Genomic DNA, 14919 nt, shown 5'->3' with positions numbered 1-14919 from the left:
TCCTGTGGATGTGCTGTGAGGGCAGCATCGGTTCAGGTATGCGGCACCATCACGGGGGCGGCCGCCGCCTTGCTCTTGTGCGGCTGCGGCAAGCCGCTGGCGTTGTCGCTGATGATGCGCTCGACGATGGCATCGGCCTCTTTGCCGAGGTCGTCATAGACCTTGGTCTGGTAATTGGTCGGCACCGCTTCCAGGGCCCGACCGTCGCCATGGATGTCGACGGTGGCGGTGGTGGACAGGCCAATGCGCAGCGGATGCGCGCGCACCTGTTCCGGGTCCAGCGCGATGCGCACCGGCACGCGCTGCACTACCTTGATCCAGTTGCCGGTGGCGTTCTGCGCCGGCAGCAGCGAGAAGGCGCCGCCAGTTCCGGCCGAGAAACCGATCACGGTGCCCTTGTACTTGACGCTGGAGCCGTAGACGTCAGCGATCACTTCCACCGGCTGGCCTATGCGGATGTGTTGCAACTGGCTCTCCTTGAAGTTGGCGTCGATCCAGATCTGTTCCAGCGGCACGATGGCCATGAGCGGATTGCCGGCCGCGATGCGCTGGCCGACCTGCACGGAGCGCTTGGAGACGAAGCCCGAGACCGGCGCCACGATATTCACGCGGGCATAGTTGAGATAGGCATTGCGTACGGCCGTCGCGGCCTGCAAGACGTTGGGATGTTCGGTCACGCTGGTGTGATCGGTCAGCGCGCGGTTGGCCGCTGCGGCCGCACGCGCCTGGTCCAGCGCTGCCACGGCGCTCTTGACGGCATCGCGGGCGTGCGAGACGTCTTCCTGCGAGACCGCGCCGGAGGACAGGCCGGCCTGGCGGCGCTGCAGGTCTTCCTGTGCCCGCGCCAGGCTGGTCTCGGCGGCGGCCACGTTGGCGGCCAGCGTGTCATTGTTCAGGAACAGCTGGCGGGTCTGGCGCACGGCCTGGGCCAGTGCGGCCTGCGCCTGGTCCAGGGCCAGCCTGGTATCGGCGGCATCGAGCGCGACCAGCGGCTGGCCGGCCTTGACCACCTGGGTATCGTCGGCTTTCACGGCCACGACGGTACCGCCAACCTGGGCCGAGATCTGGACCACGTTGCCGCCGACATAGGCGTCATCGGTTTCTTCGAAGAAGCGCGCATGCAGGAACCAGTACAGGAAGCAGGCTGCGGCGATCACCAGCAGGAGCAGGGTCAGCAGGAACAGCTGGCGCTTGCGTTTGCCGTTGCCGTTTCCATTGCCGTTGCCGTTGGTGGGCGGATTCTGTTGGGTGGTGCTGTCACTCATGGAGGACTCCGTTCAATCTCTTTGTAGTCGGTCGATCAGCCTTGCCACAGGGCAGGGCCGTCCCGGTCACCGGCGGCATGGTGGAGAAGCCGGTGGCGGGCTGGGTTCAGTTCAATGGCGGGTGCAGTCCTTGCAGGCGCTCAGCGCGACTGCGCCGGGGCATAGGCCAGCCCGGCCTGCTGGGCGTCGAAGCCGCCGCCCAGGGCCTTGTAGAGCGCCACCTGCTGGTCCTGGCGCTGGGCTTGCAGGGCGACCAGCGACTGGCGCTGGGCCAGCACGCTGGTTTCGGTGGACAGCAGCGTCAGTTGCGAGATCAGGCCCAGACGATAGCGTTCGCGCGCCAGGTCATAGGAACGCTCGGCTGCCTGCAGGGCTTCGCGGCGGATCGGCAGCTGGCGGTCGATGGAGTGGACCGCCGCAATTTGGCGCGCCACCTCGGCGTAGGCATCGTTCAGGGTTTTGTTGTAGGTGGCCACGGCCAGCTCGTAGTTGGCATATTCCCCCTTGAGCCCGGCCCGCAGCGCGCCGCCCTCGAAGACCGGCAGCGTGACCGCCGGGCCGAAGGCAATGCTCTTGCTGGCCGCCGTGAAGGGATTGCTGTCGATGAGGCTGTCGAAGCCGATCATGGCGCTCAGGTTGATGTTGGGATAGAAGCGCGCCTTGGCCACGTCCACGCCCCGGCTGGCGGCTTCCACCTGCCAGCGCGCAGCCACGATGTCCGGACGGCGGCCCAGCAGGCTCAGCGGCAGGTCGGCCGGCAGGGCCGGGGTGGACAGGTTCTGCAGCGAGGGCGGCGCCAGTTGCAGGCCACGGTCGGGGCCCTTGCCGGTCAGGGCGCCCAGCTGCTGGCGCAGCAGCACGATCTGGCCGGCGCTTTGTTCCAGCTGGGCGCGCGCATCGGCGCTGCTGGTACGGGACTGGTTGCGTTCGATCTGGCTGTCCAGACCCGTGCGTACACGGTCTGCCGTGATGGTTTCCAGGGCGCTGCGTTGCTGCACGGTACGCTGCAGGAGGTCCTGCACTGCATACTGGGCCGCCAGCTGGCTGTAGACCGAGACGATGGAGGCCGTCAGCGCCAGGCGCGCTTCCTGCTCGCTGGCCTGGGCGGCTTTTTCGCGGGAGATGGCTTGTTCCAGGGCGGCCTGGTTCTTGTTCCAGAGATCGAGTTCATAGCCGACGTTGAGGCCCGCTTTTTTCTCGTTGTACCAGTTGCCACCATAAGGCGGCGGATAGATGGAGGTACTGGAGAACTGGTTGCGAACTACCGACGCCTGCGCATCGACGCCGGGCAGCAGCGGGGCGCCGCGCGATTCGGACAGGGCGGCGGCCGCGGCAATGCGGGCGCGCGCCTGTTGCAGGCTGGGGCTGGAGGCCAGCGCCTCCTCGATCAGCGCGGTGAGTTGGGCGTCGCCGAACTGGCGCACCCAGTCACTGCCAGGCCATTGCCCCTGGGGCGCGCCGGGATTGGGATCGGACAGGCTCTGCTGCGTGCTGAAATCGCGTGCCTGTGCCGGCTGCTTGTCGCTACCGATGCCGGCGAAGCTGGCACAGCCCGCCAGCCCGATGGCGCCGATCAGGGCAACCAGCATGGCGCCGGCCGCCTTCGCCCGCGGCCGGGGGTCGGGCGAGGTGATGCGTTTCATAGAATTCTCCACGAAGAAATATTTGGCGATACGAGTTATTTGGCGAGTTTTGCGACCTGCGGTGATCGGGACGACCTGCAATGTGCTGCAAGGCCCCGCAGGAACGGGAGGATGGGGCAACAAGCGCTTGCCAGAATTTACGAGTACCATCCGAAGGTCGGCGAGTAAAAACTCATTTTTCGTATTATACTGTGATATACGAACATTCACTCATGTTGTGAATTCGCGTCGGGGGCGGGCGAATTCCTTACCAAATCTGCCAATGAAACTGCAACCCAGAAAAGAACCTCGCCAGGCGCGTTCGCGGGCGATGGTCGATACCATCCTTGATGCCATGTCGCGCGTGCTGGTCGAGCGTGGCTACGCCAAGACCAATACCAATCTCGTGGCCGAATCGGCGGGCATCAGCGTCGGTTCGCTGTACCAGTATTTCCCCAACAAGGATTCGCTGATCTTTGCCCTGCGCGAACGCCACAGCACGCGCATGCTCACCCTGTTCCAGGACGTGGTAGCGCATATCGATGCCAACGGCACGCTCTCGGGCGACTTCGAGAAGTTGATCAACGCGCTGGTGGCGGCCCATTTGCTGGAGCCGGAACTCAACCGGATCCTGGAAGAAGAATTCCCAGCCTACAACCTGCCGGTGTCGCAAGAGATCCAGCAGGGCTTCTTTGAAGCCATCCGCCGCGTGCTGGATAAGCATCGCGCGATGCTGACCCCGCCCGACCTGGATGTGGCTGCCTTTGTGGTCCAGCGCATCATGAAGGCGCTCATCAAGGCGGTGGTCCTGACCGGTTATGGCGGGGTCTCGCCGACCTGCGTGCGCACCGAAATCCTGCCCGCCGTGATCGGCTACCTGACGGCTGAACGCAGCCAGTGAGGCCGGGCACTGCGTGAATCCGGCGCAGGAATTCACGGGCATAATTGTCAAACTGAAGATGCAGACGGCGGACGGGGCGACTCCCGGCCGCCGGGGTGGCTGTCGGCTTCTGGTATATTGGCTTGCAGCAAGTCAGAAACTCCCCGATAGTCAGAATTGAGCGCATGCGTATAGTGCCGGGTAAACAATGCTGGATGGGTGCGCTATTGCCAGGGCCGCCGCCGGATGTTTCGTTGCCCTTATTTCCCCACTCACAGCGATATGCAGAAACAGAACATGCGCAGTGCCCGCTTCTTGGTCTCTTTCCTGGCCGTCTTCCTGTTGTGGGCAGCTGCGTGGCCGCTCGGCGCCCAGGCCGCCGTCTCGGTGCAGGTGCTCGACAGCGCCGGCCAGCCTGTTCCCAACGCCGTGGTCTATGCCGAGCCGGCCGGTGGCACCGCCGCACCGGCCAAGCCACCGCGCCAGGTCGAGATCGAGCAGAAGAACAAAACCTTCATTCCGCTGGTCACGGTGGTGCAGACGGGTACGCCCATCCTGTTCCCCAACCACGACACCGTGCGCCATCACGTCTATTCGTTTTCGCCGGCCAAGACCTTTGAACTGAAGCTTTATTCCGGTGTGCCGGGCAGTCCGGTGGTGTTCGACAAGGCCGGGACCGTGGTGCTGGGCTGCAATATCCATGACGACATGGTGGCCTACGTCCAGGTGGTCAATACACCGCATTTCGGCGTGAGCGACCGCAGCGGCGTGGTGCGGCTGGAGGGGATGCCCAACGGCAGGTACGCGCTCAAGGCCTGGTACTTCACCATGGGACCGAACCAGGCCGCCGTGGAGCAGCCGCTGGAGGTGCAGGGCGAAGGCCGGGCCATCATCAAACTCAACGTCAAGGCGGTACCGCTGTAAGCCCGGCCGAGCGGCCGGGGACCGATTGACATCACTACAGGAAACGGGGCAGGGGTGCGTCTTTACCGTCTGGAAAGCAAGATTGTCGCGCTGTTCATCATCCTCATCGTGGTGGTGCAGCTGGCCGGCTTCGTGGCGATCCGAACCGCCATCGATCGCAATGCCCGCAGCGCCATCAGCGAGGAGCTGGTCATCGGCGAGCGCGTCTTTACGCGCCTGCTGGACCAGAACGCCCAGAAGCTGACCCAGGGCGCGCGCCTGCTGGCCTCGGATTTCGGCTTCCGCCAGGCCATCGGCACCGATGACCGCGCCACCATCGCCTCGGCGCTGGCCAATCACGGTGCGCGCATCGGCGCTTCCATCGGCATGCTGGTGGGCACCGACGGGCTCCTCCACGCTTCCACCCTCGACTATCCCGATACCGATCTGCAGCGCAGCAGCCTGGAGCTGGTGCGCCGCGCCGGCAACGGGAATGGCAATGGGGCCGCCGACAGCGCCGTGGTCGGTGACCGCCTGTTCCAGATCGTGGCCGTGCCGGTCAAGGCACCGGTCACCATCGCCTGGGTGGTGATGGGCTTCCCGGTGGACCGCGATCTGGTCAACGACATGCGCGCGCTGTCGCAATTGCAGGTCTCCGTCCTGGTACGCCAGCGCGGCAGCGCGGGCTGGTCGGCCGACGTCTCGACCTTGCCCGACGCCCAGGCCAGGATGATGGCCAGGGAAGCCAGCAGCCGGCAGATGGGCCAGGCCGGCGCTACCGATGTGCAGATCGAGGGCAACCAGTATCGTGCCCGCGTGCTGCCGCTGGCGCGCGCCAGCAACGGCCAGGAAGCGGTGGCCGTGCTGCAGCGTTCGGTCAGCGAGGCGGTGGCGCCTTACCAGCGCCTGCAATTGATCCTGCTCAGCATCACGGTGCTGGGGGTGCTGGGCGCGGCCGTGGCCAGCGCCGTGATGGCGCGTCGCATCACCAGCCCCTTGCGCGAGCTGGCCACGGTGGCCAAGCGGCTGGGCGAGGGCGATTACAGCGAAGGCCCCTACATCCGCCGCCAGGATGAAATCGGCCGCCTGGGTGCGGCCTTCGAAACCATGCGTTCGGAAATCGCCAGCCGCGAACTCAAGATCAGCCGCCTGGCTTATCAGGACCAGCTTACCGGCCTGCCCAACCGGGTACAGTTTGCCGATCTGCTGCGCGAGGCCATCGGCCAGGCCCAGGTGCGGCCGGGCAGCAGTTGTCACATCCTGATGCTGGACCTGGATCGCTTCCAGCACGTCAATGACGTGCTGGGCCACAGTTTCGGCGACGCGCTGCTGCGCCAGGTGGCTGCGCGTCTGTCGGCCCAATTGCAGCATCCGGGGGCCAAGCTGGCGCGCCTCGGTGGCGATGAGTTTGCCATTCTGCTGCCGGATGTCGATCTCGATGGGGCACTGGATCAGGCCGCCCACATCCTGCGTGCGCTGGAGCAACCGCTGTCGCTGCAGGAGCAGACCGTGGACCTGGGCGCCGGTATCGGCGTGGCCGGATATCCGGTCCACGGCCAGAGCAGCGAGGTGCTGCTCAGCCGGGTCGAGGTCGCCATGTATGCCGCCAAGCGCAAGGGCAGCGGCGTGGTGGTCTATGACCCCGCCATCGACCAGAGCAGCCAGGAAAACCTGTCGCTACTGTCTGAGCTGCGCCGTGCGCTGGAACGCGACGAATTCATGCTCTACCTGCAACCCAAGCTGGACCTGGCCAGCGGTGCGGTGGTGGGCGGCGAGGCGCTGGTGCGCTGGGTGCATCCTGAAAAGGGCTTCATCGGGCCGGACAATTTCATTCCCTTCGCCGAGACCACCGGCTTCGTCCGCATGCTGACGCTCTGGATGATGGAAAAAGTAGCTCGCCTGTCGGCCGAGCTGCGCGCGCAGGGCGTGTTCCTGAAGTTCTCGGTCAACCTGTCCACCCGCGACCTGCTCGACCCGGAACTGCCGGCCGCCTTTGGCGCCATCCTCGAACGTCATCGCCTGACGCCTTCCGCGCTCTGCCTGGAAATTACCGAAAGCGCCATCATGGATGACCCGGCGCGTGCTCAGAGCACCCTGGACCGTCTCGCGGCCATGGGCTTTGCGCTGAGCATCGACGACTTCGGCACCGGCTATTCCTCGCTGGCCTATCTCAAGCGCCTGCCGGTGGATGAACTGAAGATCGACAAGTCCTTCGTCATGAAGATGGCGCAGGACCAGGATGACGCCAAGATCGTGCGCTCCACCGTGGACCTGGGTCACAACCTGGGCCTGCGGGTGGTGGCCGAAGGCGTGGAAAGCGAGGAGGTCTGGTTCCTGCTGCGTCAGATGGGTTGCGACCAGGGGCAGGGCTATTTCATGGGCAAGCCGATGCCGGTTGAACGCTTCATGGAGTGGCTGCCCCGATGGCGTGCGCCGCAAGTGCTGGATCAGTCCGAAAATATCGCGATATGAATAATGGCGCAGGGGGCCGCGCCAGCAAAGGATGAACGAGAGGGGTGCAGGGGGAGCATGAAGAAATTGACCAAAAACGCGGCATTTTTGCTGCTGGGCACGCTGGCCATGCCGGTAATGGCGCAGATGAACGACGCCGAGCGTGATGCCTGGCTGCAGGCCCGGCAACGCAAGGCGGCACAGGCCATGCGCGCCTCGGCTGCGGCGGCAGGCGAGCCGGCTGCCACGTCGGACAATACGGCGCACACTACGCCGGACAACACACGCTGGATGCCCGACCTCGGCAAGCTCATCGCCACTGGCGGCGTCATCCAGGTCGAAGGTGCCGGGGGCGGGGGCTTGACGCCCTGGGCACTCATCACCGGCTACGGCAGCCGCGACAGCTATGGTGCCAACGCCCACGCCACCTACCTGGCCACGCAGGACTACACGCTCAGATCCTACGGTGTGGCCGTGGGCCTGAGAGACCGGGTGGAATTGTCGCTGGCCAGGCAGGAGTTCTACGGCAGCCTGGCGCCGCTGGCCGATCTCAAGATCACCCAGGACATCGTGGGCATCAAGGTCAAGCTGGCCGGCGATGCCGTCTACGACCAGGACCGCTGGCTGCCGCAACTGGCTGCCGGTGCCATGTTCAAGCACAACAACGGCATCGGCGGGCTGGGCAGCGTGACCAGCGTGAAGCAACTGGGCGCGGCCAGCGATGCCGGCATCGACTATTACCTGTCGGCGACCAAGATCCTGCTGGCGCAGAGCCTGCTGCTCAATGGCACGCTGCGGCTGACCAAGGCCAACCAGATGGGGCTGCTGGGCTTTGGCGGCGATCTCAATGACCGCTACCAGGCCATGGGGGAATTCTCGCTGGCTTATCTCATCAATCGCAAGCTGGCGCTGGGCGTGGAATACCGCATGAAGCCGCGCAATCTTTCCGCCGATCGTGAAAAGGATTATTACGATGCCTTCCTGGCCTGGTTCCCCGGCAAGAACCTGTCGGTGACCCTGGCCTACGTGGCGCTGGGCGACATCACCATCTACAACCCCAAACCGCAGCGTGGCGTCTATCTGTCGCTGCAAGCCGGTTTCTGAATGTGAGGAAGCAGCGATGAACCACTTCAGGATGAAGCACATAATCACCGCCCTGATCCTGACCGGCACATTGGGTCTGGCGCGGGCACAGACGGCCCCTGACGACAGCCTGTTCCGTGCGCTCGGCGGTTTGCCCGTGATCGAGCGGGTGGTGCAGGACTTCATGGATACCATGCTGGCCGACGCCCGTATCCGCCATACTTTCGACAATTCCAACCTCAAGCGCGTCCAGCAAAAGCTGGTCGAGCAGTTCTGCCAGCTTAGCGGCGGCGGTTGCGTCTATACGGGCGATCCGATGCGCGAAGTGCATCAGGGCCTGAAGCTGACCAATGCTGATTTCAACGCCCTGGTCGAGGATCTGCAGTTGGCCATGGACAAGAACGGCATTGCCTCGCGCACGCAAAACCGCCTGCTGGCGCTGCTGGCACCCATGCAGCGCGAGACCGTGACCCGTTAGCAAAAATATTTTCCGGGGGCGGGAATAAAGCAGGTCCGCTTTCCGTATACGTCGGCATGGGTTGGCATACCGCACGACCCGACCACGAGAAAAGGAAATACCATGAGACTGCTCGCAACCTCCCTGCTGGCCTTGGCCTGCGCTTCGGTTTCTTTCACCGCCTCGGCGCAGAGCGCCGGCGTCAAGACCATGGATGGCATCCTGGTCGACGCCAACGGCATGACCGTCTACACCTTCGACAAGGACACCGCCAACAGCGGCAAGAGCGTCTGCAATGGTCCCTGCGCCAAGCTGTGGCCGCCGGTGGCGCCCATGGGCGTGCCGGCAGCGCCGTATTCCACCGTGACCCGCGACGATGGCAGTGCCCAACTGGCCTACCAGGGCAAGCCGCTGTACCTGTACGAAGCCGACAAGAAACCGGGTGACCGCACGGGCGACAACTTCAAGGACATCTGGCACATCGTCAAGCCCTGACCGGACCCAGGGCACGCCATGTTCGGACGCACCGCCAGGCTGCAGCGGCAGCAACGGGAACGGCAGGCCGACGAGCAAGCCATGCTCGCCTGCCTGCCGCGCCTGCGCCGCTACGCCCGCGCCCTGACTGGCGGGCGCGACAGTGCCGACGACCTGGTGCAGGACACCCTGGAACGCGCCTGGCAAAAACTGGACAGCTGGAAGCGCGGCAGCGACATGCGACCCTGGCTCTTCGCCATCATGCACAACCTGCATGCCGACCAGCGGCGCCAGCCGGCGCTGGTCACGGTGGAGCTGGAGCAGGCGGCCGATGCGGCAGCGCCCGCACCAGCGGCCGAGCACGCGCTGGTGCTGGATCTGGAAGCAGCCCTGCAACTGTTGCCGGCCGAACAGCGCGAAGTGCTGCTGCTGGTAGTGCTGGAAGAAATGCGATATGAAGAAGTCGCCGCCACGCTGGGCATTCCCACCGGCACCGTGATGTCGCGCCTGTCGCGCGCCCGCGAGCGGCTGCGCCAATGGATGGAGGGGCCTGGCGGGCGCAGCGAGGCCGGCTCGACCCTGAAGGTGGTGAAATGAAGATCCCGGCAATTTCAGAAGAAGATCTGCATGCCTATGCCGACGGCCGGTTGCCGCCGGCGCGCGCCACCGAGATCGCCGCCTGGCTGGAGCAGGACGCGGCGCACTCGCAGCGTGTACGCGGCTGGCGAGCCCAGAACCGGGCCTTGCACGCGTATTACGATCCGGTGCTGGAAGAACCCCTGCCGCCACGCCTGGCGGCAGCCGTGCTGGCCGGTGACGGGCAGTCCCATCAGCGCCGCGATCAAGCCCGGCCGCGAGCGGCGGCCAACAGCCCGGCCTGGTGGCGTCACGCCGCCATGCTGCTGCTGACGCTGGCTGGCGCTGCGGGCGGCTGGATGGCCCACGATCTGGTGGCGGGCAGCCGCTCCCGCAACACGCTGGCCGCCGCGCCGGTCATGCTGGCGCGCCAGGCAGCCGTGGCGCATACCGTTTTCAGCGCCGACATGCGGCGTCCGGTGGAAGTCGGCGCCGACCAGGAACAGGCGCTGGTGACCTGGCTTTCCAGGCGGCTTGGGGCCAACGTGCGTGCGCCCAAACTCGCGCCCTTGGGCTATGACCTGATCGGCGGCCGTCTGCTGCCGGGCCAGAGCGGCCCGGTCGCGCAGTTCATGTACCAGGATGCGGCCGGCCAGCGGCTGACCTTGTATGTCTCCCATGATCAGGTGCAGAACCGTGAGACCGGCTTCCGTTTTGCCCAGGAGGGCAGGGTCAACGTCTTCTACTGGATCGATGGTCAGTTCGGGTATGCCCTGTCCGGCAGCATCCCCCGCGCCGAACTCTCCCGTATTGCCAGCTCGGTCTATGAGCAGCTGGCCTCTCTTCCTCCCGCACCGACGCGTTGAGCTGCGCAGCGCCAGCCTGAGCGCGCGGCGCGTTTACACATGAAAAAGCGGGTAAGGAACAGGCAATAACCATCAAGATGGGAGCATGCTTGTCGCCAACACATTTGCACATGACGTAAAGACCGATCAGTCATGTTGTGGTGAACGGGTAAATATGCGCGATCAGGCTGCCGCGGTGGTCCGGTCGTTCTTCAGACAGGGAGGTTCATATGGTGGAGTTGGCAACGATCGCCAGCGGTGTGGCAACGGCCTGGTTGGCCGACAAGGCGGCGCAGTCCGTGGGCGTGGACGTGGGCAAGGTGGCCCAGGCGGCGGTGGGGGAGGTGGTAGACGCAGCCAAATCCGTGGCGCGTTTGCCGGCCAATGTGAATATTGGTCGCATCATCAATACCATCGCCTAGATGTGGCACTGGTGCCAGGGCTGACATGGATATCGATGTCGTGACCGAGCCGAGGGGCAGGCTGTTTGATCGTGTCTCGAAGAATTTTCTTGATTGATGTAAAGAAATGGCATCCAGTGCCGTAATGAAAGCACCGGCCAACGCATCCTGTTTCCCGGTATCCCTCAAAAGGAGAGCTTCATGGATGTCACTCAAATCGCATCATTGGCCACCAGCATGGCCGCGGCGCAGACTTCCGATTCAGTCAACGTGCTGATGCTGAAGAAGGCGCTCGATAGCCAGGCTGCCACAGCAGCTGGCTTGCTGCAGGCACTGCCGTTGCCGGCCAACCCGAACATCGGGCGCAACGTCAATACCACCGCCTGAATACGCTGGCAGTCTTGAAATCGCAGTCCCCCGGGGCTGCGATTTTTTTATTCCCTTTTCACCCTGAACCTGCTTCGCGTTCCTTTTTTGAATCAAAAGTACCAATTAATTGGTCTAAAATCATAAAGTACAATTAATTGGTCTTGCATTCAGCCGAATGTTCAATAAAATGGTCTTATATAAAAAGTGCCATTTAATTGGATCTTCTCATGACCAGTCTGCAAGACATCGGCCAGCGCATCCGCAGCGCCCGCAAGGCGCGCGGGATGACGGCCATCACCCTGGCCGAGCGCGCCGGCATGCATCGCAATACCTTGCTGGCCCTGGAAACGGGGCGCGGCAATATCGAGCTGGTCAAGCTGCTGGCGTTGTGTGAGACGCTGGAACTGGACCTGCTGCTGCTGCCACGGCAAGCGGCTCCGCTGCGTGCGGCCGAGGCACAAGGCAATGGCAGCCAGACCGAACTGGGCGCGCGCCTGGAAGCGCTCATGGGCGAAGGAGGCAAGGCATGAGCATGCTGCGATCCCTGCGCATCCGCCTGGGCCGTGTCGAGGTCGGCTCCCTGTTCGCGCTGGACGATGGCCGCTGCTATTTCCGTTTCGATGACGCCTATGCCTTGCAGGGGGCGGATCGTCCGGTCCTCTCCCAGCTCTATCTGGCCTCCACCGAAGAGCGCACCCGCGCCCAGTTGCTCGATCCCACGCTGGCCGCCAATCGGGGCGATGGCCGGGGTGGCTTGCCGCCTTTCTTCCAGAACCTGCTACCGGAAGGCCAGTTGCGCAAGCACCTGGTACAGCGCGCCGGGTTGGCGCCGGATGATGAATTCGGCCTCCTGGCCTATTGCGGACGCGACCTGCCCGGCGATGTCTCGGCCCTGGCCGAAGAGCTGGATGAACGCGGACTGGGCCGCTTGCTGGGGCAGGGGCACGACAGCTACGAAATGAGCTCCGGCCAGTTGCCGGTGCCGGGCGGGGAATCGCTTTCGGGCGTGCAGCCCAAGCTGGCCCTGGTCAGGGAGAGCGGCGGTCGCTACGTGATGCGCTCCAAGGACAGCCAGGGTAGCCACTTCATCGCCAAGCTGCCGGCCACCGATTATCCCAACATGCCGCAAGTGGAGTTCGCTTCGCTCACCCTGGCAGCGGCGGCCGGCGTGCAGACCTGCCGCTTCAGTCTGGAACCGCTCTCGGCCATTGCCGAGCACCTGCCGTTCGGCCTGCGCAATGACGCCAGCCGTTTCCTGCTGGTGCAGCGCTTCGACCGCGATGCCCCTACGCCCACCGGCCGTCTGCATATGGAAGATTTCGCCCAGGTCACCGGCACCACGCCGGCGGCCAAGTACGTCGGCACCTATGCCGCCATCGGCGTGGTCTTGCTGGAGCGCAGTACGCGCGGTGCGGAAGATGTTTATGAATTGCTGCGCCGGATCAAGGTCAACGAACTGCTCGGAAATTTCGACGCGCATCTGAAGAACTTCAGCCTGCTCTATCACACCCCGCAGCAGGCCGCGCTGTCGCCGGCCTATGACATCGTGGCCTATGCCGCCTATGTGGGCGGCGACGGCCATGCGCTGGCCTTCATGCCCGGCCAGAAGGGCAAGCAATTGCTGACCCCGGCCATCCTGCGCCAGCTCGCCAACCTGTGGCGTCTGCCCGAACCCCGTCTGCAGGCGGTGCTGGTGGAGACCGTGGAACGCGCCATGACCCTGTGGCCGGGCCTGATCGACAGGCTGCCCTTCACCGACGCCCAGCGCGGCAAGCTGCTGGCGCACCTGGATGCCAATGCCAGCGTGGCCGCCTGGCGCCGCCGCGCTGCGCGCAGGAAACCGGCGAAGGGGGAGGGTGCATGAGACCCACACCGACCCTGCCCATGCGCGAGGGACTCTCGCCCAGCTACCTCTGGCTGCAACCGGGGCCGTGGCGCGACATGCTGTCCTTCCTGGCTGAACGTTTTACGGCAGTGCCCGAAGCGATCTGGCGCGAGCGCCTTCTGCGCGGAGAGGTGCGCAATCAGCAAGGTGAACAGTTGCGTCCGGAGTCGCCCTATCGCAGCGGGGATTGCATTTTCTATTACCGCGAATTGCCCCAGGGTGAAGAACGCATCCCCGTGGAAGAAAAGATCCTGCATCTCGACGATCACCTGCTGGTGGCCGACAAGCCGCATTTCCTGCCGGTGATCCCGACCGGCCGCTTCGTGCAGGAAACTTTGCTGGTGCGCCTGAAGAAGGCCACTGGCCTGCAGGACCTGGTGCCGATCCACCGGCTGGACCGCGAGACGGCCGGGGTGATCGTCTTTTCGCATCAGCCGGCCAGCCGGGGCAAGTATCAGTCGATGTTTCAGCAACGGGCGATGTTCAAGGTATATGAAGCGATTGCCCCGCTGCGCCCGGAGCTTGAGTTGCCACGGGTGCACCGCAGCCGGATCGAAGAGATTCCTGAACAGTTCTTCAAGATGCACGAGGCCGAAGGTACGCCTAATTCCGAAACCCATATTTCCCTGCTGGAGCGGCGCGGAGAACTGGGCCTCTACCAGCTGGAGCCGGTCACCGGGCGGCGTCACCAGTTGCGGGTGCACATGGCCTCATTGGGCATCCCTATCCTCAACGATCTGTTCTACCCGCACGCCGTGCCCGTGGGCGTGGCCGATGATCTGGACAACCCCCTCAAACTGCTGGCGCGTTCGCTGTTCTTCATTGATCCGCTGGACGGCAGCGAGCGTCATTTCGTCAGCCAGCGCAGCCTGTAATCCGCTGGCATCCGCTGGCCGCGCCTCATGCGGCCGACCTGAGCTGATGCAGGGACGCCACCAGGTCGGCAAAGCGCTGCCCCTGGATCATGATGTGCTGGCGTAGCAGCTCCACGGTACGCTCGGGATCGCCGGCAATGATGGCATCGACCACGGCCTGGTGTTCGTCAAAGGACATCCTGAGGCGATCCCGCACCCGCAACTGCAGGCGCCGGTAGGGCCGCAGGCGGCGGTGCAGGGCGCGCGCCTGCTCGGCCAGGAAACCGTTGTGGCTGCCGGCGTAGATGTGGTCGTGGAAGGCCTCATTCAGATAGAAATAAGCATCCGGGTCACTGGCATCGCGCGCGGCCTGGCAGGCCTCGTGTGCCGCCAGCAGCTGGGCATGCTCGGCCGGCGTCATGCGGCGCGCGGCCAGGCGGCCGCACATGGCCTCGAATTCGGCCATCACTTCAAACATCTCGATCAACTGCTGCGGGCCGATGTCGGCCACGATGGCGCCCCGGCGCGGGCGCATCTCGACGATGCCCATCGAGGCCAGCTGGATCAGCGCCTCCCGAATGGGCGTGCGCGAAACACCGAATTCCTCGGCCAGCGAAGTTTCATCCAGATGCTGGCCGGGCGCCAGCTTGCCGACGGCGATCAATTCTTCGATCGATTCGCGCAGGGTTTCGGAACGGGTCTTTGGCGTGTCCATGATGATTTTTTAAGCAAGCAATGTAAAGGGAGCGGCTTCCAGTGGATTTATGCTTGACAATGTATGCGTTTCGCCTGAAATTGTATACACGATGAGAGCATAAAAACACAGTAGTTCCATCAATTCCTGGAGGAGATAC

At 64.3% G+C, this 14919-nt stretch carries 16 protein-coding genes; 13 read left to right on the top strand and 3 right to left on the bottom strand.

Going from position 1 to position 14919, the window contains the following annotated elements; all coding sequences use genetic code 11:
• Positions 1-32: 32 nt before the first annotated feature.
• Positions 33-1265, bottom strand: a complete 1233-nt coding sequence (locus tag AACH55_RS14510; RefSeq protein ID WP_338715286.1) for an HlyD family efflux transporter periplasmic adaptor subunit — start codon at positions 1263-1265, stop codon at positions 33-35.
• A gap of 140 nt (positions 1266-1405) precedes the next feature.
• Entirely contained in the window at positions 1406-2908 is a 1503-nt protein-coding gene (locus AACH55_RS14505; RefSeq protein WP_338715285.1) for an efflux transporter outer membrane subunit, read from the bottom strand.
• 262 nt (positions 2909-3170) lie between these two features.
• On the opposite strand from AACH55_RS14505, the gene AACH55_RS14500 reads away from it, so the two are divergent.
• From AACH55_RS14500 to AACH55_RS14440, 13 genes are all read left to right on the top strand, one after another.
• Positions 3171-3788: a TetR/AcrR family transcriptional regulator gene (locus AACH55_RS14500; RefSeq protein ID WP_338715284.1), complete on the top strand. Its 618-nt coding sequence runs from the start codon at positions 3171-3173 to the stop codon at positions 3786-3788.
• 276 nt (positions 3789-4064) lie between these two features.
• Positions 4065-4691, top strand: a complete 627-nt coding sequence (locus AACH55_RS14495; protein WP_338715283.1) for a methylamine utilization protein — start codon at positions 4065-4067, stop codon at positions 4689-4691.
• Between the two features lie 54 nt (positions 4692-4745).
• Positions 4746-7142, top strand: coding sequence for an EAL domain-containing protein (locus AACH55_RS14490; RefSeq protein ID WP_338715282.1), 2397 nt, complete (start codon positions 4746-4748; stop codon positions 7140-7142).
• A 57-nt stretch (positions 7143-7199) separates the two neighbouring features.
• On the top strand, positions 7200-8225 hold the full coding sequence (locus tag AACH55_RS14485; protein ID WP_338715281.1) for a DUF3034 family protein: 1026 nt from the start codon (positions 7200-7202) through the stop codon (positions 8223-8225).
• A 31-nt stretch (positions 8226-8256) separates the two neighbouring features.
• The gene (locus AACH55_RS14480) at positions 8257-8682 is read left to right on the top strand and encodes a group 1 truncated hemoglobin (RefSeq protein WP_338715280.1); all 426 of its coding nucleotides are present in this window, start codon (positions 8257-8259) and stop codon (positions 8680-8682) included.
• Between the two features lie 102 nt (positions 8683-8784).
• Entirely contained in the window at positions 8785-9156 is a 372-nt protein-coding gene (locus tag AACH55_RS14475; RefSeq protein ID WP_338715279.1) for a hypothetical protein, read from the top strand.
• 18 nt (positions 9157-9174) lie between these two features.
• Positions 9175-9732, top strand: coding sequence for an RNA polymerase sigma factor (locus tag AACH55_RS14470; protein WP_338715278.1), 558 nt, complete (start codon positions 9175-9177; stop codon positions 9730-9732).
• A complete protein-coding gene (locus AACH55_RS14465) occupies positions 9729-10577 on the top strand; it encodes an anti-sigma factor (protein ID WP_338715277.1) in 849 nt (282 codons plus the stop codon). Before AACH55_RS14470 ends, AACH55_RS14465 begins: the two co-directional genes overlap by 4 nt.
• A gap of 209 nt (positions 10578-10786) precedes the next feature.
• Positions 10787-10978, top strand: coding sequence for a hypothetical protein (locus tag AACH55_RS14460; RefSeq protein ID WP_338715276.1), 192 nt, complete (start codon positions 10787-10789; stop codon positions 10976-10978).
• Positions 10979-11158: 180 nt separating this feature from the next.
• Positions 11159-11344, top strand: coding sequence for a YjfB family protein (locus AACH55_RS14455; protein WP_338715275.1), 186 nt, complete (start codon positions 11159-11161; stop codon positions 11342-11344).
• 209 nt (positions 11345-11553) lie between these two features.
• Positions 11554-11856 (top strand): helix-turn-helix transcriptional regulator, encoded by a 303-nt coding sequence (locus tag AACH55_RS14450; protein WP_338715274.1) that lies wholly within the window; start codon positions 11554-11556, stop codon positions 11854-11856.
• Positions 11853-13190, top strand: a complete 1338-nt coding sequence (locus tag AACH55_RS14445; RefSeq protein ID WP_338715273.1) for a type II toxin-antitoxin system HipA family toxin — start codon at positions 11853-11855, stop codon at positions 13188-13190. Before AACH55_RS14450 ends, AACH55_RS14445 begins: the two co-directional genes overlap by 4 nt.
• A complete protein-coding gene (locus AACH55_RS14440) occupies positions 13187-14086 on the top strand; it encodes a pseudouridine synthase (protein WP_338715272.1) in 900 nt (299 codons plus the stop codon). The genes AACH55_RS14445 and AACH55_RS14440 overlap by 4 nt, the downstream gene beginning before the upstream one ends.
• Before the next feature lie 25 nt (positions 14087-14111).
• On the opposite strand, the gene AACH55_RS14435 is transcribed toward AACH55_RS14440, so the two are convergent.
• Entirely contained in the window at positions 14112-14780 is a 669-nt protein-coding gene (locus tag AACH55_RS14435) for a GntR family transcriptional regulator (RefSeq protein WP_338715271.1), read from the bottom strand.
• Positions 14781-14919: the final 139 nt, after the last annotated feature.

It is taken from the genome of Herbaspirillum sp. DW155, assembly GCF_037076565.1.
GTDB lineage: Bacteria > Pseudomonadota > Gammaproteobacteria > Burkholderiales > Burkholderiaceae_D > Herbaspirillum.
The sequence above is the reverse complement of the archived record's forward strand: the minus strand, read 5'-3'. Positions and strand labels throughout refer to the sequence as shown.

Coding starts and splice junctions, on each gene's coding strand:
- AACH55_RS14510 (WP_338715286.1), bottom strand. CDS start 1,265: ATGAGTGACAGCACCACCCAACAGAATCCGCCCACCAACGGCAACGGC.
- AACH55_RS14505 (WP_338715285.1), bottom strand. CDS start 2,908: ATGAAACGCATCACCTCGCCCGACCCCCGGCCGCGGGCGAAGGCGGCC.
- AACH55_RS14500 (WP_338715284.1), top strand. CDS start 3,171: ATGAAACTGCAACCCAGAAAAGAACCTCGCCAGGCGCGTTCGCGGGCG.
- AACH55_RS14495 (WP_338715283.1), top strand. CDS start 4,065: ATGCGCAGTGCCCGCTTCTTGGTCTCTTTCCTGGCCGTCTTCCTGTTG.
- AACH55_RS14485 (WP_338715281.1), top strand. CDS start 7,200: ATGAAGAAATTGACCAAAAACGCGGCATTTTTGCTGCTGGGCACGCTG.
- AACH55_RS14480 (WP_338715280.1), top strand. CDS start 8,257: ATGAAGCACATAATCACCGCCCTGATCCTGACCGGCACATTGGGTCTG.
- AACH55_RS14475 (WP_338715279.1), top strand. CDS start 8,785: ATGAGACTGCTCGCAACCTCCCTGCTGGCCTTGGCCTGCGCTTCGGTT.
- AACH55_RS14470 (WP_338715278.1), top strand. CDS start 9,175: ATGTTCGGACGCACCGCCAGGCTGCAGCGGCAGCAACGGGAACGGCAG.
- AACH55_RS14465 (WP_338715277.1), top strand. CDS start 9,729: ATGAAGATCCCGGCAATTTCAGAAGAAGATCTGCATGCCTATGCCGAC.
- AACH55_RS14460 (WP_338715276.1), top strand. CDS start 10,787: ATGGTGGAGTTGGCAACGATCGCCAGCGGTGTGGCAACGGCCTGGTTG.
- AACH55_RS14455 (WP_338715275.1), top strand. CDS start 11,159: ATGGATGTCACTCAAATCGCATCATTGGCCACCAGCATGGCCGCGGCG.
- AACH55_RS14450 (WP_338715274.1), top strand. CDS start 11,554: ATGACCAGTCTGCAAGACATCGGCCAGCGCATCCGCAGCGCCCGCAAG.
- AACH55_RS14445 (WP_338715273.1), top strand. CDS start 11,853: ATGAGCATGCTGCGATCCCTGCGCATCCGCCTGGGCCGTGTCGAGGTC.
- AACH55_RS14440 (WP_338715272.1), top strand. CDS start 13,187: ATGAGACCCACACCGACCCTGCCCATGCGCGAGGGACTCTCGCCCAGC.
- AACH55_RS14435 (WP_338715271.1), bottom strand. CDS start 14,780: ATGGACACGCCAAAGACCCGTTCCGAAACCCTGCGCGAATCGATCGAA.